The sequence below is a fragment of the Pseudomonas sp. UBA7500 genome, from assembly GCF_002478435.1.
In the GTDB taxonomy this organism is placed as follows: domain Bacteria; phylum Pseudomonadota; class Gammaproteobacteria; order Pseudomonadales; family Pseudomonadaceae; genus Aquipseudomonas; species Aquipseudomonas palmensis.
In genome coordinates this window covers 44,280-64,292 of sequence record NZ_DLNW01000002.1, presented here as the reverse complement: position 1 = coordinate 64,292, position 20,013 = coordinate 44,280, and the positions used below count along the sequence as shown (strand labels likewise).

The 20,013-nt window shown below is 60.6% G+C and carries 17 protein-coding genes and 2 tRNA genes; 18 read left to right on the top strand and 1 reads right to left on the bottom strand.

What is annotated here, in order from left to right:
• The first annotated feature begins 69 nt into the window (after nucleotides 1-69).
• The 3 genes from carB to B4I46_RS01740 are packed head-to-tail and all read left to right on the top strand — an operon-like array spanning nucleotide 70 to nucleotide 4,194.
• Complete coding sequence (carB, locus tag B4I46_RS01750; RefSeq protein WP_043863828.1) at nucleotides 70-3,291, top strand: carbamoyl-phosphate synthase large subunit; 3,222 nt, start codon at nucleotides 70-72, stop codon at nucleotides 3,289-3,291.
• The gene (gene greA, locus B4I46_RS01745; protein WP_078481340.1) at nucleotides 3,288-3,770 is read left to right on the top strand and encodes a transcription elongation factor GreA; all 483 of its coding nucleotides are present in this window, start codon (nucleotides 3,288-3,290) and stop codon (nucleotides 3,768-3,770) included. Before carB ends, greA begins: the two co-directional genes overlap by 4 nt.
• A 28-nt stretch (nucleotides 3,771-3,798) precedes the next feature.
• Nucleotides 3,799-4,194, top strand: coding sequence for a hypothetical protein (locus B4I46_RS01740; RefSeq protein WP_043863827.1), 396 nt, complete (start codon nucleotides 3,799-3,801; stop codon nucleotides 4,192-4,194).
• A gap of 12 nt (nucleotides 4,195-4,206) precedes the next feature.
• On the opposite strand, the gene yhbY is transcribed toward B4I46_RS01740, so the two are convergent.
• Nucleotides 4,207-4,515 (bottom strand): ribosome assembly RNA-binding protein YhbY, encoded by a 309-nt coding sequence (gene yhbY / locus B4I46_RS01735; RefSeq protein ID WP_038606752.1) that lies wholly within the window; start codon nucleotides 4,513-4,515, stop codon nucleotides 4,207-4,209.
• A 101-nt stretch (nucleotides 4,516-4,616) separates the two neighbouring features.
• Between yhbY and rlmE the strand changes: the two genes are divergently transcribed.
• The 15 genes from rlmE (at nucleotide 4,617) to pnp (ending at nucleotide 19,958) form a co-directional block, all read left to right on the top strand.
• Nucleotides 4,617-5,240, top strand: coding sequence for a 23S rRNA (uridine(2552)-2'-O)-methyltransferase RlmE (rlmE, locus tag B4I46_RS01730; protein WP_043863826.1), 624 nt, complete (start codon nucleotides 4,617-4,619; stop codon nucleotides 5,238-5,240).
• A 212-nt stretch (nucleotides 5,241-5,452) separates the two neighbouring features.
• Complete coding sequence (ftsH, locus tag B4I46_RS01725) at nucleotides 5,453-7,360, top strand: ATP-dependent zinc metalloprotease FtsH (protein WP_043863825.1); 1,908 nt, start codon at nucleotides 5,453-5,455, stop codon at nucleotides 7,358-7,360.
• An 8-nt stretch (nucleotides 7,361-7,368) separates the two neighbouring features.
• Complete coding sequence (folP, locus tag B4I46_RS01720) at nucleotides 7,369-8,220, top strand: dihydropteroate synthase (RefSeq protein ID WP_282361825.1); 852 nt, start codon at nucleotides 7,369-7,371, stop codon at nucleotides 8,218-8,220.
• A gap of 20 nt (nucleotides 8,221-8,240) precedes the next feature.
• Nucleotides 8,241-9,581 (top strand): phosphoglucosamine mutase, encoded by a 1,341-nt coding sequence (glmM, locus tag B4I46_RS01715; protein WP_286898338.1) that lies wholly within the window; start codon nucleotides 8,241-8,243, stop codon nucleotides 9,579-9,581.
• A 66-nt stretch (nucleotides 9,582-9,647) separates the two neighbouring features.
• Complete coding sequence (gene tpiA, locus B4I46_RS01710) at nucleotides 9,648-10,403, top strand: triose-phosphate isomerase (protein WP_282361826.1); 756 nt, start codon at nucleotides 9,648-9,650, stop codon at nucleotides 10,401-10,403.
• Nucleotides 10,404-10,406: 3 nt separating this feature from the next.
• Nucleotides 10,407-10,793 (top strand): preprotein translocase subunit SecG, encoded by a 387-nt coding sequence (gene secG, locus B4I46_RS01705; protein ID WP_078481335.1) that lies wholly within the window; start codon nucleotides 10,407-10,409, stop codon nucleotides 10,791-10,793.
• 19 nt (nucleotides 10,794-10,812) lie between these two features.
• A tRNA-Leu gene (locus B4I46_RS01700) sits at nucleotides 10,813-10,898 on the top strand.
• 98 nt (nucleotides 10,899-10,996) lie between these two features.
• Nucleotides 10,997-11,073 (top strand) — tRNA-Met (locus tag B4I46_RS01695).
• Between the two features lie 130 nt (nucleotides 11,074-11,203).
• A complete protein-coding gene (gene rimP, locus B4I46_RS01690) occupies nucleotides 11,204-11,662 on the top strand; it encodes a ribosome maturation factor RimP (RefSeq protein ID WP_043863937.1) in 459 nt (152 codons plus the stop codon).
• A gap of 59 nt (nucleotides 11,663-11,721) precedes the next feature.
• Nucleotides 11,722-13,203: a transcription termination factor NusA gene (gene nusA / locus B4I46_RS01685; protein ID WP_043863821.1), complete on the top strand. Its 1,482-nt coding sequence runs from the start codon at nucleotides 11,722-11,724 to the stop codon at nucleotides 13,201-13,203.
• A 26-nt stretch (nucleotides 13,204-13,229) separates the two neighbouring features.
• Complete coding sequence (gene infB, locus B4I46_RS01680) at nucleotides 13,230-15,734, top strand: translation initiation factor IF-2 (protein ID WP_043863820.1); 2,505 nt, start codon at nucleotides 13,230-13,232, stop codon at nucleotides 15,732-15,734.
• Between the two features lie 122 nt (nucleotides 15,735-15,856).
• Nucleotides 15,857-16,258, top strand: a complete 402-nt coding sequence (rbfA, locus tag B4I46_RS01675) for a 30S ribosome-binding factor RbfA (protein WP_043863819.1) — start codon at nucleotides 15,857-15,859, stop codon at nucleotides 16,256-16,258.
• Between the two features lie 3 nt (nucleotides 16,259-16,261).
• Nucleotides 16,262-17,179 (top strand): tRNA pseudouridine(55) synthase TruB, encoded by a 918-nt coding sequence (gene truB, locus B4I46_RS01670; protein WP_286898326.1) that lies wholly within the window; start codon nucleotides 16,262-16,264, stop codon nucleotides 17,177-17,179.
• A 153-nt stretch (nucleotides 17,180-17,332) separates the two neighbouring features.
• Entirely contained in the window at nucleotides 17,333-17,602 is a 270-nt protein-coding gene (rpsO, locus tag B4I46_RS01665) for a 30S ribosomal protein S15 (protein WP_010222985.1), read from the top strand.
• Between the two features lie 250 nt (nucleotides 17,603-17,852).
• On the top strand, nucleotides 17,853-19,958 hold the full coding sequence (gene pnp, locus B4I46_RS01660) for a polyribonucleotide nucleotidyltransferase (RefSeq protein WP_043863817.1): 2,106 nt from the start codon (nucleotides 17,853-17,855) through the stop codon (nucleotides 19,956-19,958).
• The last annotated feature ends 55 nt before the right edge of the window (nucleotides 19,959-20,013 follow it).

The following is a 20,013-nucleotide window of genomic DNA, read 5'->3' as shown; positions in this document are numbered from 1 at the left end:
TTCAGGCGCTCCTCGAGTGGATTGTTCGACACAGCTTGCCCACTGACCCGCGGATTTGAGTGACAACCCATGCCAAAACGTACAGACATCAAAAGCATCCTGATTCTCGGCGCCGGCCCGATCGTGATCGGCCAGGCCTGCGAATTCGACTACTCCGGCGCCCAGGCCTGCAAGGCCCTGCGCGAGGAGGGTTTTCGCGTCATCCTGGTGAACTCCAACCCGGCCACCATCATGACCGACCCGGCCATGGCCGACGCCACCTACATCGAGCCGATCAAGTGGCAGTCGGTGGCCAAGATCATCGAGAAGGAGCGCCCTGACGCGCTGCTGCCGACCATGGGCGGCCAGACCGCGCTGAACTGCGCACTGGACCTGGAGCGCGAAGGCGTCCTGGAAAAATTCGGCGTGGAAATGATCGGTGCCAACGCCGACACCATCGACAAGGCCGAAGACCGCTCGCGTTTCGACAAGGCCATGAAGGCCATCGGCCTGGAATGCCCGCGCTCGGGTATCGCCCACAGCATGGAAGAGGCCAATGCGGTGCTCGAGAAGCTGGGCTTCCCGTGCATCATCCGTCCGTCCTTCACCATGGGCGGCACCGGTGGCGGCATCGCCTACAACCGTGAAGAATTCGAAGAAATCTGCGCCCGTGGTCTGGACCTGTCGCCAACCAAGGAACTGCTGATCGACGAATCGCTGATCGGCTGGAAAGAGTACGAGATGGAAGTGGTCCGCGACAAAAAGGACAACTGCATCATCGTCTGCTCCATCGAGAACTTCGACCCGATGGGCGTGCACACCGGTGACTCGATCACCGTCGCACCGGCACAGACCCTGACCGACAAGGAATACCAGATCATGCGCAACGCCTCGCTGGCGGTGCTGCGTGAAATCGGTGTCGAAACCGGCGGCTCCAACGTACAGTTCGGTATCTGCCCGGACACTGGCCGCATGGTCGTGATCGAGATGAACCCGCGGGTTTCGCGTTCCTCGGCCCTGGCCTCGAAAGCCACCGGCTTCCCGATCGCCAAGATCGCCGCCAAGCTGGCTGTTGGCTACACCCTCGATGAACTGCAGAACGACATCACCGGTGGTCGCACGCCGGCCTCGTTCGAGCCGTCGATCGACTACGTCGTCACCAAGCTGCCGCGCTTTGCCTTCGAAAAATTCCCGAAAGCCGATGCCCGCCTGACCACCCAGATGAAATCCGTGGGTGAAGTCATGGCCATCGGCCGCACCTTCCAGGAGTCGCTGCAGAAAGCCCTGCGCGGCCTGGAAGTCGGTGTATGCGGGCTGGACCCGAAAGTGGACCTGGCCAGCCCGGAAGCTGCCAGCATCCTCAAGCGCGAGCTGACCGTGCCGGGCGCCGAGCGTATCTGGTACGTGGCCGACGCCATGCGTTCGGGCATGAGCGTGGATGAAATCTTCGCCCTGACCATGATCGACCGCTGGTTCCTGGTGCAGATGGAAGACCTGATCAAGGAAGAAGAGAAGGTCAAGACCCTGGGCCTGGCCGATATCGACAAGGCACTGATGCTGCGCCTCAAGCGCAAGGGCTTCTCTGACCAGCGCCTGGCCAAGCTGCTGGGCATCACCGACAAGAACCTGCGTCGTCACCGTCACAAGCTCGAGATCTTCCCGGTCTACAAGCGCGTCGATACCTGCGCTGCCGAGTTCGCCACCGACACCGCCTATCTGTACTCCACCTACGAGGAAGAGTGCGAGGCCAACCCGTCGACCCGCGACAAGATCATGATCCTGGGTGGCGGCCCCAACCGTATCGGCCAGGGCATCGAGTTCGACTACTGCTGCGTCCATGCGGCACTGGCACTGCGTGAAGACGGCTACGAGACCATCATGGTCAACTGCAACCCGGAAACCGTCTCCACCGACTACGATACCTCCGACCGCCTGTACTTCGAGCCGCTGACCCTGGAAGACGTGCTGGAAGTGGTGCGTGTCGAGAAGCCGAAGGGTGTCATCGTGCACTACGGCGGCCAGACTCCGCTGAAACTGGCCCGTGCCCTGGAAGAAGCCGGCGTACCGATCATCGGTACCAGCCCGGACTCCATCGACCGCGCCGAAGACCGTGAGCGCTTCCAGCAGATGGTTCAGCGCCTGAACCTGCTGCAGCCGCCAAACGCCACCGTGCGCAGCGAAGACGAAGCAATTCGTGCCGCCGGCGTCATCGGTTACCCGCTGGTGGTGCGCCCGTCCTACGTACTGGGCGGCCGTGCGATGGAGATTGTCTACGAACTGGACGAACTCAAGCGCTACCTGCGTGAAGCGGTGCAGGTGTCCAACGACAGCCCTGTGCTGCTGGACCACTTCCTCAACTGCGCCATCGAGATGGACGTGGATGCGGTCTGCGACGGCACCGACGTGGTGATCGGCGCGATCATGCAGCACATCGAGCAGGCCGGTGTTCACTCCGGTGACTCGGCATGCTCGCTGCCGCCGTACTCGCTGCCTGCCCACGTGCAGGACGAAGTGCGCGACCAGGTCAAGAAGATGGCCCTGGAGCTGGGCGTTGTCGGCCTGATGAACGTGCAACTGGCGCTGCAGGGCGACAAGATCTACGTGATCGAGGTCAACCCGCGTGCTTCGCGTACCGTGCCGTTCGTGTCCAAGTGCATCGGCACCTCGCTGGCGATGATTGCGGCTCGCGTCATGGCCGGCAAGACCCTGAAAGAGATCGGTTTCACCCAGGAAATCATTCCGAACTTCTACAGCGTGAAGGAAGCGGTGTTCCCGTTCGCGAAGTTCCCGGGCGTCGATCCGATCCTCGGCCCTGAAATGAAGTCCACCGGTGAAGTCATGGGTGTCGGTGACACCTTCGGCGAAGCCTTCGCCAAGGCCCAGATGGGCGCCAGCGAAGTGCTGCCGACCGGCGGCACCGCGTTCATCAGCGTGCGTGACGACGACAAGCCGCAGGTGGCTGGCGTTGCCCGCGACCTGATCAACCTGGGCTTCGAAGTGGTTGCCACGGCCGGTACCGCCAAGATCATCGAGGCGGCAGGCCTGAAAGTGCGTCGCGTGAACAAGGTGACCGAAGGTCGTCCGCACGTGGTCGACATGATCAAGAACGACGAAGTGTCGCTGATCATCAACACCACCGAAGGTCGCCAGTCGATTGCCGACTCCTACTCGATTCGTCGCAATGCGTTGCAGCACAAGATCTACTGCACCACGACTATTGCGGCCGGTGAAGCCATCTGCGAAGCGCTGAAGTTCGGTCCGGAAAAAACCGTACGTCGCTTGCAGGATCTGCATGCAGGACTCAAAGCATGAGTATTACCAAATACCCGATGACCGTTCAGGGCGCTCGCGCCCTGGAGGAAGAGCATCTCTTTTTGAGCAAGACCGAGCGCCCGCGCCTGAGCCAGGCGATTGGCGAAGCCCGCGAGCTGGGCGACCTCAAGGAAAACGCCGAGTACCACGCTGCCCGTGAAGAACAGGGCATGGTCGAGGCGCGTATCCGCGATATCGAAGGCCGCCTGCAGAATGCGGTAGTGATCGACGTTACCACCATTGCCCACACGGGCAAGGTGATCTTCGGTACCACCGTGAACCTTGAAAACACCGAAACCGGCGATCAGGTGACCTACCAGATCGTTGGTGAGGACGAAGCGGACGTCAAGAACGGCAAGCTCTCGGTCGGTGCTCCGATCGCCCGCGCCATCATCGGCAAGGAAGAGGGTGACACTGTGGTGATCAAGACGCCGAGCGGCACAGTCGAGTACGAGATTGTCGAAGTCCGTCACATTTGATCGCCCGCGCGGCTTTGCCGCGTCGGCAGTGATCTGGCAGCTGGCCCAGGTGCTCTGGGTCGGCGGCGTGTGGATGCTGCATTTTGCGGTACTGCCGGTGCTGGGCCAGATTGGCCTGGCGCCGCTGTTGATCGAAGATTTTGGCGTGCTGGCCGCGTCGCTGCTGGTCGCCTTTGCGGCGGTGGGCTGCGGCGTGCAGGTGCTGGTGCTGATTCAGGCCGAAGGGATGGCCAGCCTGTGGCGAGACATGCGTGGGCAACTGCTGCTGATGGCAGTGGCGGCGTGCGTGATGTATTTCGTCTTGCGGGTTGGCGGGGCGGGGCAGTTGCGTTGGCAGCTGTTCTGCTACCTGGTGCTGGGCCTCAGCGGTTTGCTGCTGGTGCTGCAGCCGCCGCCGGGCAGGGCGCGCAAGGCGCGCCACTGAACGGCGCGAACATCACTTGTAGCGGTGGATGTTCGACAGTTGCTTGTTGGGCTGCGGGTTGCGGCGATAGATCAGTGCCTTCTTGCCGATGGTCTGCACCAGTTCGGCGCGACCGGCCTTGCATAGTGCGGCAATGGCGGCGGCACGTTCTTCGCGGTCTTCCGAGCGGATCTCTACCTTGATCAGTTCGTGATCGGCCAGGGCGCGCTCGAGTTCGGCGATAACCCCTTCAGTCAGGCCGTTGCCTGCCACAATCAGAACTGGTTTCAGATCGTGGCCAATGGATTTGTACTGTTTCTTCTGCTCGTTATTGAGCGGCATAATCTGACCCTTTGTCTAGATTCTGTAAAAATGGCGGCCATTTTACCCGAGGGCCCGTGGATCCGCCCAGTTAATCACGACCCTTATCATCGAGGTGCCCAGTGGCGCGTTCCAAGACAAGCCTTGGCTGGCTGAAAGAACACTTCAACGATCCTTACGTCAAAAAGGCGCAAAAGGACGGATATCGCTCGCGCGCGAGCTACAAATTGCTCGAAATCCAGGAAAAGTACCGTTTGATCCGCCCGGGCATGAGCGTGATCGATCTGGGCGCGGCGCCCGGTGGCTGGTCGCAGGTGACCAGTCGTCTGATTGGCGGTCAGGGGCGTCTGATCGCCTCCGACATCCTCGAAATGGACAGTATTCCCGACGTTACCTTCATCCAGGGCGACTTTACCCAGGATGAAGTGCTCGCGCAGATTCTCGAGGCGGTCGGTAATTCGCACGTAGACCTTGTGATTTCCGATATGGCCCCCAATATGAGTGGTACGCCCGCTGTGGATATGCCCAAGGCCATGTTCCTGTGCGAGCTGGCCCTTGATCTGGCGACCCGGGTACTCAAGCCGGGTGGCGATTTTCTGATCAAGATCTTTCAGGGCGAGGGGTTTGACGTCTACCTCAAGGACGCCCGCAAGAAATTCGACAAGGTGCAGATGCTCAAGCCCGATTCTTCACGCGATCGCTCCCGCGAGCAGTACATGCTGGGGCGTGGCTACAAGGGCGAGTAGGGCTTCAGGCCGGCAGCTTCCAGGGTATCCGATAGCTATTTCCAATCGGATGTCCTGCCTGACCTGGATGAACATCGTGTAGTCTAGGTTTCACAAAGGGTTACAGACGGCGCCTGCAGACATGTAGGTAATGTAGTAAGTTAAGCCGGTGATTATCATGCGAGGCACGGCTGCGCCTAAGGCCTGCCTCAGAGGGTAGCTAATTGAACGACATGGCAAAGAATCTGATCCTGTGGTTGATCATCGCCGCGGTCCTGGTGACCGTGATGAACAACTTCTCCAGCCCGAACGAGCCGCAGACCCTCAACTATTCCGACTTCATTCAGCAGGTCAAGGATGGCAAGGTCGAGCGTGTGACGGTCGACGGTGCAGTCATCATTGGTAAACGTACCGACGGCGACAGCTTCAAGACCGTGCGTCCCGCGATCGCCGACAACGGCCTGATCGGCGACCTGGTCGACAACCACGTCGTGGTCGAAGGCAAGCAGCCTGAACAACAAAGCATCTGGACCCAGTTGCTGGTCGCCAGCTTCCCGATCCTGGTCATCATCGCCGTGTTCATGTTCTTCATGCGCCAGATGCAGGGCGGTGCCGGTGGCAAGGGTGGGCCGATGAGTTTCGGCAAGAGCAAGGCGCGCCTGCTCTCCGAAGACCAGGTCAAGACCACCCTGGCCGACGTCGCAGGTTGCGACGAAGCCAAGGAAGAGGTTGGTGAACTGGTCGAGTTCCTGCGTGATCCAGGCAAGTTCCAGCGCCTGGGTGGTCGTATTCCGCGCGGCGTGCTGATGGTCGGCCCGCCTGGTACCGGTAAGACCCTGCTGGCCAAGGCCATTGCGGGTGAGGCCAAGGTGCCGTTCTTCACCATTTCCGGTTCCGACTTCGTTGAAATGTTCGTGGGTGTCGGTGCCAGCCGTGTACGTGACATGTTCGAGCAGGCCAAGAAGCACGCACCGTGCATCATCTTCATCGACGAAATCGACGCCGTCGGTCGCCACCGTGGCGCCGGCATGGGCGGTGGTCATGACGAGCGCGAGCAGACCCTCAACCAGTTGCTGGTGGAGATGGACGGCTTCGAAATGAACGACGGCATCATCGTGATCGCCGCCACCAACCGTCCGGACGTGCTTGACCCTGCGTTGCTGCGTCCAGGCCGTTTCGACCGCCAAGTGGTCGTGGGCCTGCCCGACATCCGTGGTCGCGAGCAGATTCTCAAGGTGCACATGCGCAAGACGCCGATCGGCGACAACGTGAACCCTGCCGTGATCGCCCGTGGTACGCCTGGCTTCTCCGGTGCCGACCTGGCCAACCTGGTCAACGAGGCGTCGCTGTTCGCTGCGCGCGGCGGCAAGCGTGTGGTCGAGATGAAGGAGTTCGAGCTGGCCAAGGACAAGATCATGATGGGCGCCGAGCGCAAGTCGATGGTCATGTCCGAGAAAGAGAAGCAGAACACCGCTTACCACGAGGCGGGTCATGCCATCGTGGGTCGCGTGGTGCCCGAGCACGACCCGGTGTACAAGGTCTCGATCATTCCGCGCGGTCGCGCCCTGGGCGTCACCATGTTCCTGCCGGAAGAGGACCGCTACAGCCTGTCCAAGCGTGCGCTGATCAGTCAGATCTGCTCGTTGTACGGTGGTCGTATCGCGGAGGAAATGACCCTTGGCTTCGATGGCGTTACCACGGGTGCCTCCAACGACATCATGCGAGCCAGCCAGATCGCTCGCAACATGGTCACCAAGTGGGGCTTGTCGGAAAAACTCGGCCCGCTGATGTACGCCGAAGAAGAAGGCGAGGTGTTCCTGGGCCGCAGTGCCGGTTCCCAGCACGCCAGCGTTTCGGGCGAGACGGCCAAGTTGATCGACTCCGAGGTACGCAGCATCATCGACCAGTGCTATGCCACTGCCAAGCAGATCCTCACCGAAAACCGTGACAAGCTCGATGCCATGGCCGATGCGCTGATGAAGTACGAGACCATCGATGCCGACCAGATCGACGACATCATGGCCGGTCGCGAGCCGCGTGAGCCACGTGACTGGGAAGGTGGTTCGGGCACTTCGGGCACCTCTGCCACGCAAGGTGATCGCCCCGAGTCCCCGATCGGTGGTCCGGCGGCGCAGCTCTAAGGGTTGACATGACTTCACAGCAGTACCCAACCCGGTTGCCTTGCGGCAACCGGGTTCTCGACCTTTCCCGTACCCATGTGATGGGTATCCTCAACATAACCCCTGATTCCTTCTCGGACGGCGGTCGCTTCACCCAGCGTGATGCGGCCTTGCGCCATGCCGAAGCGATGGTGGCGGCCGGTGCTACGCTTGTCGATGTCGGTGGGGAGTCCACCCGGCCAGGTGCACCCGTGGTCACTGCTCTCGAAGAGCTCGAGCGGGTTGCACCCATTGTCGAAGCGATCAGTCGCGAGCTGGATGTCATCATCTCGGTCGATACCTCGACGCCGTCGGTGATCCGCGAGACTGCCCGCCTGGGCGCGGGGCTGATCAACGATGTGCGCTCGCTGACCCGCGATGGCGCCCTGGATGCCGCTGCAGCCACCGGTTTGCCGGTCTGCCTTATGCACATGCGCGGCGAGCCCGGCGACATGCAGAACAACCCGCACTACGACGATGTAACCGTCGAGGTGGCGATGTTTCTCGAGCAGCGCATGGCAGCCTGTGCTTCGGTGGGTATCGGCGCCGAAAAGATTGTGCTCGATCCGGGCTTTGGTTTTGCCAAGACGCTTGCGCACAACCTCAGCCTGTTCAAGCATATGCAGGACCTTTATCGCCTGGGCCGCCCCCTCCTGGTGGGCGTTTCGCGCAAGAGCATGATCGGCCTGGCGCTGGAGCGTCCGGTCGGTGAGCGGCTTTATGGCAGCCTGGCGCTTGCTGCGCTGGCGATGACCCGGGGTGCGAGCATCCTGCGGGTTCATGATGTTGCCGAGACCGTCGACGTGGTACGGATGATTGCAGCGGTTGAAGCCGCCGAATAAGAGTGACGGAGCATTTCACGATGAGCAGAAAATATTTTGGTACCGACGGCATTCGTGGCCGTGTCGGCGAATACCCGATCACGCCGGATTTCATGCTCAAGCTCGGTTGGGCCGCTGGCATGGCCTTTCGCAAGCTCGGCGCCTGCCGGGTGCTCGTAGGCAAGGACACGCGTATCTCCGGCTACATGTTCGAGTCGGCCCTTGAGGCCGGTCTGTCGGCGGCGGGCGCAGATGTGCTGCTGCTCGGCCCGATGCCGACGCCGGCCATCGCCTACCTGACCCGCACCTTTCATGCCGAAGCCGGGATCGTCATCAGTGCGTCGCACAATCCGCATGACGACAACGGCATCAAGTTCTTCTCCGGTCAGGGCACCAAGCTGCCCGACGATGTAGAGCAGATGATCGAGGAGTTGCTCGACAAGCCCATGACCGTGGTCGAGTCGAGCAAGCTGGGCAAGGTGTCGCGCATCAACGACGCGGCCGGCCGCTACATCGAATTCTGCAAAAGCAGCGTGCCGACCAGTACCGATTTCGCCGGCCTCAAGCTGGTGGTCGACTGCGCCCACGGCGCCACGTACAAGGTGGCCCCCAGCGTGTTTCGCGAGCTCGGCGCCGATGTCACGGTGCTGGCCGCGCAGCCGGATGGCCTCAACATCAACGAGAACTGCGGTTCGACCCATATCGAGTCGCTTCAGGCGGCGGTGCTGGTAGGGCATGCCGACCTGGGGATCGCGTTCGACGGTGACGGTGACCGGGTGCTGATGGTCGACCATACCGGCGCGATCGTCGATGGTGACGAATTGCTGTTCATCATTGCCCGTGACCTCCAGGAGCGTGGCAAGCTCAATGGTGGCGTTGTGGGTACGCTGATGAGCAACCTGGGCCTCGAACTGGCCTTGCAGGAGCTCTCGATACCGTTTGTGCGTGCCAAGGTGGGTGACCGCTATGTGATGGCCGAACTGCTGGAGCGCGACTGGAACATCGGCGGCGAGAATTCCGGGCACGTGGTGTGCTTCAGTCATACCACCACAGGGGATGCGATCATCGCTGCCCTGCAGGTGCTGATGGCGCTCAAGCGTCGCGGTGAAACCCTGGCTCAGGCCCGTCAGGCGCTGCGCAAATGCCCGCAGGTGCTGATCAATGTTCGCTTTGGCGAGAGCAAGGTAGACCCTGTCGAGCACCCGGCGGTCAAGCAGGCCTGCGAGCGGGTCACCGAGGCCATGGTAGGTCGTGGTCGCGTGCTGCTGCGCAAGTCCGGCACAGAGCCACTGGTGCGTGTGATGGTCGAAGGTGATGACGAAAGTCAGGTGCGCGGCTATGCCGAGGAACTGGCAAAGCTGGTAACTGAAGTTTGCGCCTGATTAGCGCTTGCCAGTGGTGATCGGGTTGGGTAACATCTGCGCCCACTTTGACCGACGAGGTACAGCATGCGTCGCCCTATGGTAGCTGGTAACTGGAAGATGCACGGTACCCGCGCCAGCGTCGCTGAGCTGATCAAGGGCTTGAGCAATCTAGCCCTGCCGAGCGGTGTTGAAGTCGCGGTGTTCCCGCCCTGCCTGTACATCAATCAAGCGATTGAAGGGTTGCAGGGCAAGTCGATAGCCGTGGGTGCTCAGGATTCTGCGGTAGAGCCCCAGCAAGGCGCGCTGACCGGTGAGGTTGCTGCGAGTCAGCTGGTCGATGCGGGATGTGAGCTGGTGCTGATCGGGCACTCGGAGCGTCGCCAGATACTGGGCGAAAGCGACGAAGTACTGAATCGCAAGTTCGCTGCGGCTCAGGCTTGCGGATTGAAGCCTGTGCTCTGTGTGGGGGAAACCCTGGAGGAGCGCGAAGCTGGCAAGACGCTTGAGGTTGTAGGGCGTCAGTTGAGCAGCATCATCGAAGCATTCGGTGTTGAGGCCTTCGCCAGTGCAATCATTGCCTATGAGCCTGTATGGGCCATCGGCACCGGCCTCACGGCCAGCCCGCAACAGGCTCAGGATGTGCACAAGGCCATTCGCGAGCAACTGGCGGCAAAGAATTCAGAGGTCGCGATGAATGTGCGGCTTCTATACGGCGGCAGCGTGAAGGCGGCCAATGCGGCTGAGCTGTTCGGCATGCCGGATATCGATGGGGGGCTCATAGGTGGAGCTTCCCTGAACGCAGACGAATTCGGTGCAATTTGTCGCGCCGCAGGAAACTGAAAAATGCTGGAAACAGTCGTAGTAGTTTTTCATCTGTTGGGCGCACTGGGTTTGGTAGTGCTGGTGTTGCTGCAACAGGGTAAAGGTGCGGAAGCAGGTGCATCTTTCGGCGCAGGGGCTTCAAATACTGTGTTCGGAAGCCAAGGTTCTGCTACCTTTCTTAGTAAGTTTACTGCTATACTTGCCGCCAGTTTCTTCATAACCGCCCTAGGGTTAGGTTACTTTGCTAAAGAGAAAGCTCATCAGCTGACTCAGGTAGGGCTTCCAGATCCAGCGGTACTTGAAGTGAAGCAGCAAAAACCGGCAACAGATGATGTACCGGTGCTCCAAGAGCAACAGGCACCCGCCAGCAACACCGGCGATGTACCTCCAGCTCAAGAGCAGAAGTAACGGGTTTCAAAGTAGTATTGCCGAGGTGGTGGAATTGGTAGACACGCAACCTTGAGGTGGTTGTGCCCATAGGGTGTAGGGGTTCGAGTCCCCTTCTCGGTACCAATTGAAACAAGACAGCCCGCTACAGCGGGCTTTCTTGTAGGTGGAGGTTAGATTGACCCCTCGCGGGGTTCGGTCGTATACTTTCGCCCCAGCTTTGACGCGGGGTGGAGCAGTCTGGTAGCTCGTCGGGCTCATAACCCGAAGGTCGTTGGTTCAAATCCAGCCCCCGCAACCAGTTTCAGCAGAGCCCCTTTTCAGGGGCTTTTTGTTAGCTGATCAGTTCTCAGCGCCGGTATTCACCCGGCGTATCAGGGATGGGCGCTTCGCCCATTTTTTATTTGCATAGCATGCACAAGGGGGTTCAGGTGTCGAGCAAGCTAGAAGAGTTGCAGGCCTTGTTGGCCCCGGTGGTCGTGGCCCTAGGCTATGAATGCTGGGGTATCGAGTTTTCGGCTCAAGGCCGCCACTCAATGTTGCGCGTTTATATCGACAAAGAAGGCGGTGTGCTGGTGGATGACTGCGCCATCGTCAGCCGTCAGATCAGCGGCATTCTGGATGTCGAAGATCCCATTTCCGTTGAATACACCCTTGAAGTTTCCTCTCCTGGCATGGAACGCCCGCTGTTCACACTTGAACAGTTTGCAAAGTATGTCGGTGAGCAGGTGAAGATTAAACTGCGCTCGCCTTTCGAAGGTCGACGTAATTTTCAGGGCCTTCTGCGCGGTGTGGAAGAGCAGGATGTCGTGGTGCAGGTAGATGACCACGAATTCCTTCTGCCGATCGACATGATCGACAAGGCCAACATTATTCCCAGTTTTGACTGAGACATGCCGGGTCCGATAGTTCGTGCGGATCCAATGGCTTGCGAAAGGCGAGGCGTACGATGAGCAAAGAAGTACTGCTGGTTGTTGAGTCGGTATCCAATGAAAAGGGTGTACCGGCAGACGTGATTTTCGAAGCATTGGAAGTGGCCCTGGCCACTGCTACCAAGAAGCGCTTCGAAGATGAAGTCGACCTGCGTGTGGAGATCAACCGCCACACCGGTAACTACGAGACCTTCCGTCGCTGGACGGTGGTCGAGGAAGAGGATCTTGACGATCCTGCGATCGAAACCTGGCCAAGCAAGATTCAGGAAACCCATCCTGAAGCCAAGGTTGGCGATGTCATCGAAGAGAAGATCGAGTCCATCGAGTTCGGCCGCATCGCTGCACAGACCGCCAAGCAGGTCATCGTGCAGAAGGTCCGCGAAGCCGAGCGCGCACAGGTGGTCGATGCCTATCGCGAGCGTCTGGGCGAAATCATCTCGGGTACCGTCAAGAAGGTTACCCGTGACAACGTGATCGTCGACCTGGGCAACAACGCCGAAGCGCTGCTGGCCCGTGAAGACATCATCTCCCGCGAGACTTTCCGTGTCGGTGTGCGTGTACGTGCGCTGCTCAAGGAAATCCGCACCGAAAACCGCGGCCCGCAGCTGATCCTGTCGCGTACCGCGCCCCAGATGCTGATCGAACTGTTCCGCATCGAAGTGCCGGAAATCGCCGAGGGCCTTATCGAGGTCATGGCGGCTTCCCGTGACCCGGGTTCTCGCGCCAAGATCGCTGTCCGCTCCAAGGACAAGCGCATCGACCCGCAAGGCGCCTGCATCGGTATGCGCGGTTCGCGCGTACAGGCAGTGTCTGGCGAGTTGGGCGGCGAGCGAGTGGATATCGTCCTGTGGGACGACAACCCGGCCCAGTTTGTCATCAACGCCATGTCGCCGGCAGAAGTCGCGGCGATCATCGTTGATGAAGATGCCCACGCGATGGACATCGCTGTAGCCGCGGACAACCTGGCGCAAGCCATTGGCCGTGGTGGTCAGAACGTACGTCTGGCCAGCCAGTTGACCGGCTGGACCCTGAACGTGATGACCGAGTCGGACATCCAGGCCAAGCAACAAGCTGAAACCGGCGACATTCTGCGTAACTTCATCGAAGAGCTGGAAGTCGACGAAGAGCTGGCGCAGGTTCTCGTTGACGAAGGTTTCACCAGCCTGGAAGAAATTGCCTACGTACCGCTGGAAGAAATGCTCAACATCGATGGCTTCGACGAGGAGATCGTCAACGAACTCCGCGCGCGTGCCAAGGACCGCCTGTTGACCAAAGCCATCGCTACTGAGGAAAAACTGGCAGACGCCCATCCGGCCGAAGACCTGCTCTCGCTTGAGGGTATGGACAAGGATCTGGCGGCGGAACTGGCGGTGCGCGGCGTGGTTACCCGCGAAGACCTGGCCGAGCAGTCGATTGATGACCTGCTCGACATCGACGGCATCGACGAAGAACGTGCCGGCAAGTTGATCATGGCCGCCCGAGCCCACTGGTTCGAGTAAGTAGGCTGGCCTGAGGAGAGAAGTGCATGACGCAAGTCACGGTGAAAGAATTGGCCCAAGAGGTCGCTGCACCGGTAGAGCGCCTGCTGCAGCAGATGCGTGAGGCAGGTCTGCCGCACACCGACGCCGGTCAGGTAGTGACCGACAGTGAGAAGCAGGCTCTGCTGACCCACTTGAAAAGCAGCCACAAGGCGAAGGTGGAAGAGCCGCGCAAGATTACCTTGCAGCGCAAGACCACCAGCACCCTGCGTGTTGCTGGTAGCAAGAGCATCAGCGTAGAAGTACGCAAGAAGAAAGTTTTCGTACAGCGCAGCCCCGAAGAAATCCAGGCTGAGCAGAATCGCGAGCTGGAAGAACGTCGTGCCGCTGAAAACGCAGCACGCGACAAGTCTGAAGCTGAAGCGCGTAAACGTGCCGAAGAATCCGCCAGCCGTCAGCCGGCCAGCGCACCTGCGCCAGCCGCTGCAGCACCGGCCGTGACAGCTGCGCCTGCAGCTGCCGAGCCGGTTGCAGCTCCGGCCCCGGGTGTCGAGCGCAAGAAAGCCGAAGACGCCCGTCGCAACGACAAGTCGCGTGACGACGACCGCCGTGGTGGCGAGCGCCGCAACGAGGCCCCGCGCGTATCGGTCAAGGTCAAGGAAAAGGAAAAGGCGCCAGCTCCACGTGCCGCCCCACGTACCACCGAAGAGGAAAGCGACAGCTTCCGCCGTGGTGGCCGTGGCAAGGGCAAGATGAAGAAGCGCAATGCCCACGGCTTCCAGAGCCCGACCGGTCCGGTTATCCGCGACGTGGCCATTGGCGAGACCATCACTGTTTCCGAGCTGGCACAGCAGATGTCGGTCAAGGCCGCTGAAGTCGTCAAGTTCATGTTCAAGATGGGTACTCCGGTCACCATCAACCAGGTGCTCGATCAGGAAACTGCTCAGCTGATCGCCGAAGAGCTGGGCCACAAGGTCACGCTGGTCAGCGACAACGCGCTGGAAGATTCCCTGGCCGAGTCCCTGAAGTTCGAAGGCGAGTCGTTCTCCCGTGCGCCGGTCGTGACCGTAATGGGCCACGTTGACCACGGTAAGACTTCCCTGCTCGACTACATCCGTCGTGCCAAGGTAGCTGCCGGCGAAGCCGGTGGTATCACCCAGCACATCGGTGCGTACCACGTGGAAACCGACCGTGGCATGGTCACCTTCCTCGACACCCCGGGTCACGCCGCGTTTACCGCAATGCGTGCCCGTGGTGCCAAGGCGACCGACATCGTGATCCTGGTGGTCGCGGCGGACGACGGCGTGATGCCGCAAACCCGTGAAGCGGTGCAGCACGCCAAGGCGGCAGGTGTTCCACTGGTCGTTGCGGTGAACAAGATCGACAAGCCAGGTGCAGACCTGGACCGCATCCGCAACGAACTGGCCGTCGAAGGCGTGACCTCCGAGGACTGGGGTGGCGACACGCCATTCGTCAAGGTTTCGGCCAAGATGGGTACCGGCGTCGACGAACTGCTCGAAGCCGTTCTGCTGCAAGCCGAGATCCTCGAGCTCAAGGCCACCCCATCGGCCCCTGGCCGTGGTGTCGTGGTCGAGTCGCGTCTGGACAAGGGCCGTGGCCCGGTGGCTACCGTGCTGGTTCAGGACGGTACCCTGCGTCAGGGCGACATGGTGCTGTGCGGTTCGAACTACGGCCGTGTACGGGCCATGCTCGACGAGAACGGCAAGCCTGTTAAGGAAGCCGGCCCGTCGATCCCGGTCGAGATTCTCGGCCTCGATGGCACCCCGGATGCCGGTGACGAACTGAGCGTGGTTGCCGACGAGAAGAAAGCCCGTGAAGTGGCTCTGTTCCGTCAAGGCAAGTTCCGCGAAGTCAAACTGGCACGTGCCCACGCTGGCAAGCTCGAGAACATCTTCGAGAACATGGGCCAGGAAGAGAAGAAGACCCTCAACATCGTACTCAAGTCCGATGTGCGTGGTTCTCTGGAGGCCCTGCAGGGCTCCCTCAGCGGTCTTGGCAACGACGAAGTACAGGTTCGCGTGATCGGCGGCGGTGTCGGTGGTATCACCGAGAGCGACGCCAACCTGGCCCTGGCTTCCAATGCAGTACTGTTCGGCTTCAACGTGCGTGCCGATGCTGGCGCGCGCAAGATCGTCGAGCAGGAAGGTCTGGATATGCGTTACTACAACGTGATCTACGACATCATTGAAGACGTCAAGAAAGCCCTGACCGGCATGCTCGGCAGCGATGTTCGCGAGAACATCCTGGGTATCGCCGAAGTGCGTGACGTGTTCCGTTCGCCGAAGTTCGGCGCCATCGCCGGCTGCATGGTCACCGAGGGTGTGGTTTACCGCAACCGTCCGATTCGCGTACTGCGCGACGACGTGGTGATCTTCGAAGGCGAACTGGAGTCGCTGCGTCGCTTCAAGGACGATGCGTCCGAAGTACGTGCCGGCATGGAGTGCGGTATTGGCGTCAAGAGCTACAACGACGTCAAGGTCGGCGACAAGATCGAAGTCTTCGAGAAAGTCCAAGTGGCTCGCACGCTCTAAGCCGCGAGCTTGGGAGCCGCAGATCGCCCGCCGCAAGGCGCAGGTCGGCGGCTCTGAACGCAACGCCCGGTCAGGCCCAAGCCTGGCCGGGCGTTTGCCGCTTTAGTTACAGGTAGCAAAACATGGCAAAAGAATACAGCCGTACCCAACGTATCGGCGATCAGATGCAGCGCGAACTGGCGCAACTGATCCGTCGCGAAGTCAAAGATCCGCGCGTCGGCCTGGTGACCATCACCGCCGTCGACGTCAGCCGCGATGTCGGCCACGCCAAGGTGTTCATCACCGTGATGGGCGAGGACAGCGCAGAAGACATCAAGCAAAGCCTCAAGGTGCTCAACAGCGCCGCCGGTTTCCTGCGCATGCAACTGGGCAAGGAAATGAAGCTGCGCAGCGTGCCGCAACTGCACTTCCACTACGACGAGAGCGTGACCCGCGGTGCCCATCTGTCGGCACTGATCGAGCGCGCGGTCGCCGAGGACAGCCAGCACAAGTCCGACGATACCCCCCTGGACACCAAGGAGTAAGCGGTGGCTCAGGTCAAGCGTATCCGTCGTAACGTCAGCGGCATCATCCTGCTCGACAAGCCGTTGGGGTTCACCTCCAATGCTGCCCTGCAGAAGGTGCGCTGGCTGCTCAACGCCGAGAAGGCCGGACATACCGGCAGCCTCGACCCGCTGGCCAGTGGCGTGCTGCCGCTGTGCTTCGGCGAGGCGACCAAGTTCTCGCAATACCTGCTCGAGTCCGACAAGGGCTACGAGACGGTGATGCAACTGGGGCAGACCACCAACACGGGCGACGCCGAAGGCGAAATTCTGCAATCCCGCGAAGTGACCGTTGGTCGCAGCGACGTTGAAGCCGTACTGCCACAGTTTCGTGGTCCAATCAGCCAGATACCGCCGATGTACTCGGCGCTCAAGCGCGATGGCCAGCCGCTGTACAAGCTGGCACGTGCAGGCGAAGTAGTGGAGCGTGAAGCGCGTTCTGTTACTATTAACCGCTTGGAGCTGCTCGAGTGCGAAGGCACCCGGGTACGCCTCTCGGTAGGCTGCAGCAAGGGCACCTACATCCGTACGCTGGTAGAGGACATCGGTGAGCAGCTGGGCTGCGGCGCCTATGTTGCAGAACTGCGCCGCACGCATGCAGGCCCCTTCGAACTGGCCCAGACCGTCACCCTCGAAGAGCTCGAGCAGGTGCACGCCGAAGGTGGCAACGAAGCGGTCGACCGCTTCCTGATGCCATCGGACAGCGGGTTGCAGGACTGGCCGTTGCTGCACTTCTCCGAGCACAGCGCGTTCTACTGGCTGCATGGTCAGCCGGTGCGTGCACCGGATGCGCCGAAGTTCGGCATGGTCCGCGTGCAGGATCACAACGGTCGTTTCATCGGTATCGGTGAAGTGAGCGAAGACGGGCGCATTGCGCCACGTCGACTGATTCGGTCGGAATGATCGAAACCTTCAGTGTCGGGTTCAGGCCCGGCATTGGCGGGCAAGAGGATGGCTGTCAATAGGCACGGTCACGCCTCACTTTTAAATACAGGGATCTGTCCCTGGCCTATTGGAAACCGTGTGTACGGTTTCCCTTGATATTGGAGAAGCCAGATGGCACTCAGCGTTGAAGAAAAAGCAAAGATCGTTGGCGAATACCAGCAAGCAGCCGGTGACACCGGTAGCCCGGAAGTGCAGGTTGCCCTGCTGACCGCCAACATCAACAAGCTGCAAGGCCACTTCAAGGCCAACGGTAAAGACCACCACTCCCGTCGTGGTCTGATCCGCATGGTAAACCAGCGTCGCAAGCTGCTGGACTACCTGAAAGGTAAAGACACCACTCGTTACAGCGCCCTGATCGGTCGTCTGGGCCTGCGTCGCTAATAGCGGCCTGGTCAGTGGTGTGCACGGCGTGCTGCTGTCATCCGCCGAGGGCTTCAGCCCCCGCGTGGGTGAGCACGCCGCGCGTATCTATGAGGTTGGCTGTCTGCCTCGCCCGCGCGGTTTACCGCAAGGGCAGGGCAGGCTCCCAACCTCTAGTTTTATCTGGACTGCCAACAGGGCCGATTCCCTGTGCTGCCCAAGAATTCGCAAGAACCAGTTCCCCCAGAGCCACTGAAGAAGGTAGGAAACCGTGAACCCGGTAATCAAGAAATTCCAGTTCGGTCAATCGACCGTTACCCTCGAGACGGGCCGTATTGCTCGTCAAGCGTCCGGCGCCGTATTGGTCACCGTCGACAACGATGTCACCGTGCTGGTGACCGTGGTCGGTGCCAAACAGGCCGATCCAGGCAAAGGCTTCTTCCCCCTGTCCGTTCACTATCAGGAAAAGACCTACGCCGCCGGCAAGATCCCTGGTGGTTTCTTCAAGCGTGAAGGTCGTCCTTCCGAGAAAGAGACCCTGACCTCGCGTCTGATCGACCGTCCGATCCGTCCGCTGTTCCCTGAAGGCTTCATGAACGAAGTGCAGGTTGTCTGCACCGTCGTTTCCACCAGCAAGAAAACCGATCCGGACATCGCTGCCATGATCGGTACCTCGGCTGCGCTGGCCATCTCCGGCATTCCGTTCGAAGGCCCTATCGGCGCCGCCCGTGTCGCTTTCCACGAAAGCACCGGCTACCTGCTGAACCCGACCTACGAGCAACTGGCTGCCTCGAGCCTGGACATGGTCGTTGCCGGTACCTCCGACGCCGTGCTGATGGTCGAATCGGAAGCCAAGGAGCTGACCGAAGACCAGATGCTGGGCGCCGTGCTGTTCGCCCACGACGAATTCCAGGCCGTGATCCAGGCCGTCAAGGAGCTGGCTGCCGAAGCCGCCAAGCCTACCTGGGACTGGACTGCCAAGGCCGAGAACACCCCGCTGCTGAGCGCCATTCGTGGCGAATTCGGTGCCGCGGTGTCCGATGCCTACACCATCACCGTCAAGGCCGACCGTTACGCTCGCCTGGGCGAGCTGCGCGAGCAGGTCATCGCCAAGTTCTCCGGCGAAGAAGGCCAGCCGACTGCCGCTGAAGTCAAAGAGATCTTCGGTGAAATCGAATACCGCACCGTTCGCGAAAACATCGTCAACGGCAAGCCACGTATCGATGGTCGCGACACCAAGACCGTGCGCCCGCTGAACATCGAAGTCGGCGTGCTGCCGAAAACCCACGGTTCGGCCCTGTTCACCCGTGGCGAAACCCAGGCCCTGGTCGTTGCGACCCTGGGTACTGCGCGTGACGCACAGCTGCTGGACACCCTGGAAGGCGAGCGCAAAGACCCCTTCATGCTGCACTACAACTTCCCGCCGTTCTCGGTGGGCGAGTGTGGCCGCATGGGCGGTGCTGGTCGTCGCGAAATCGGTCACGGCCGTCTGGCCCGTCGTTCGGTCCAGGCCATGCTGCCGGCCGCCGACGTGTTCCCGTACACCATCCGCGTGGTGTCGGAGATCACCGAATCCAACGGTTCGAGCTCGATGGCTTCGGTCTGTGGCGCTTCCCTGGCCCTGATGGACGCTGGTGTACCGATGAAGGCGCCGGTAGCCGGTATCGCCATGGGTCTGGTCAAAGAGGGCGAGAAGTTCGCCATCCTGACCGACATCCTGGGTGATGAAGACCACCTGGGCGACATGGACTTCAAGGTAGCCGGTACCGCCAAGGGTGTGACCGCGCTGCAGATGGACATCAAGATCAACGGCATCACCGAAGAGATCATGGAAATCGCCCTGGGCCAGGCCCTGGAAGCGCGCCTGAACATCCTCGGCCAGATGAACCAGATCATTGGTCAGTCGCGCACCGAGCTGTCGGAAAACGCACCGACCATGATCGCGATGAAGATCGACACCGACAAGATTCGCGACGTCATCGGCAAGGGCGGCGCAACCATCCGTGCCATCTGCGAAGAAACCAAGGCGTCGATCGATATCGAAGACGACGGTTCGATCAAGATCTTCGGCGAAACCAAGGATGCTGCAGAAGCTGCGCGCCAGCGCGTTCTGAGCATCACTGCCGAAGCCGAGATCGGCAAGATCTACGTCGGCAAGGTCGAGCGCATCGTCGACTTCGGTGCATTCGTCAACATCCTGCCGGGCAAGGACGGTCTGGTACACATCTCCATGCTGAGCGATGCTCGCGTCGAGAAAGTGACCGACATCCTGAAAGAAGGCCAGGAAGTCGAAGTACTGGTACTGGACGTGGACAACCGCGGCCGTATCAAGCTGTCGATCAAGGACGTTGCCGCCGCCAAGGCGTCGGGCGTCTGATGATGCAGCAGGGCAGGTAACTGCCCGGTAGTGCCAATGCCCCGTATCGCAGGAT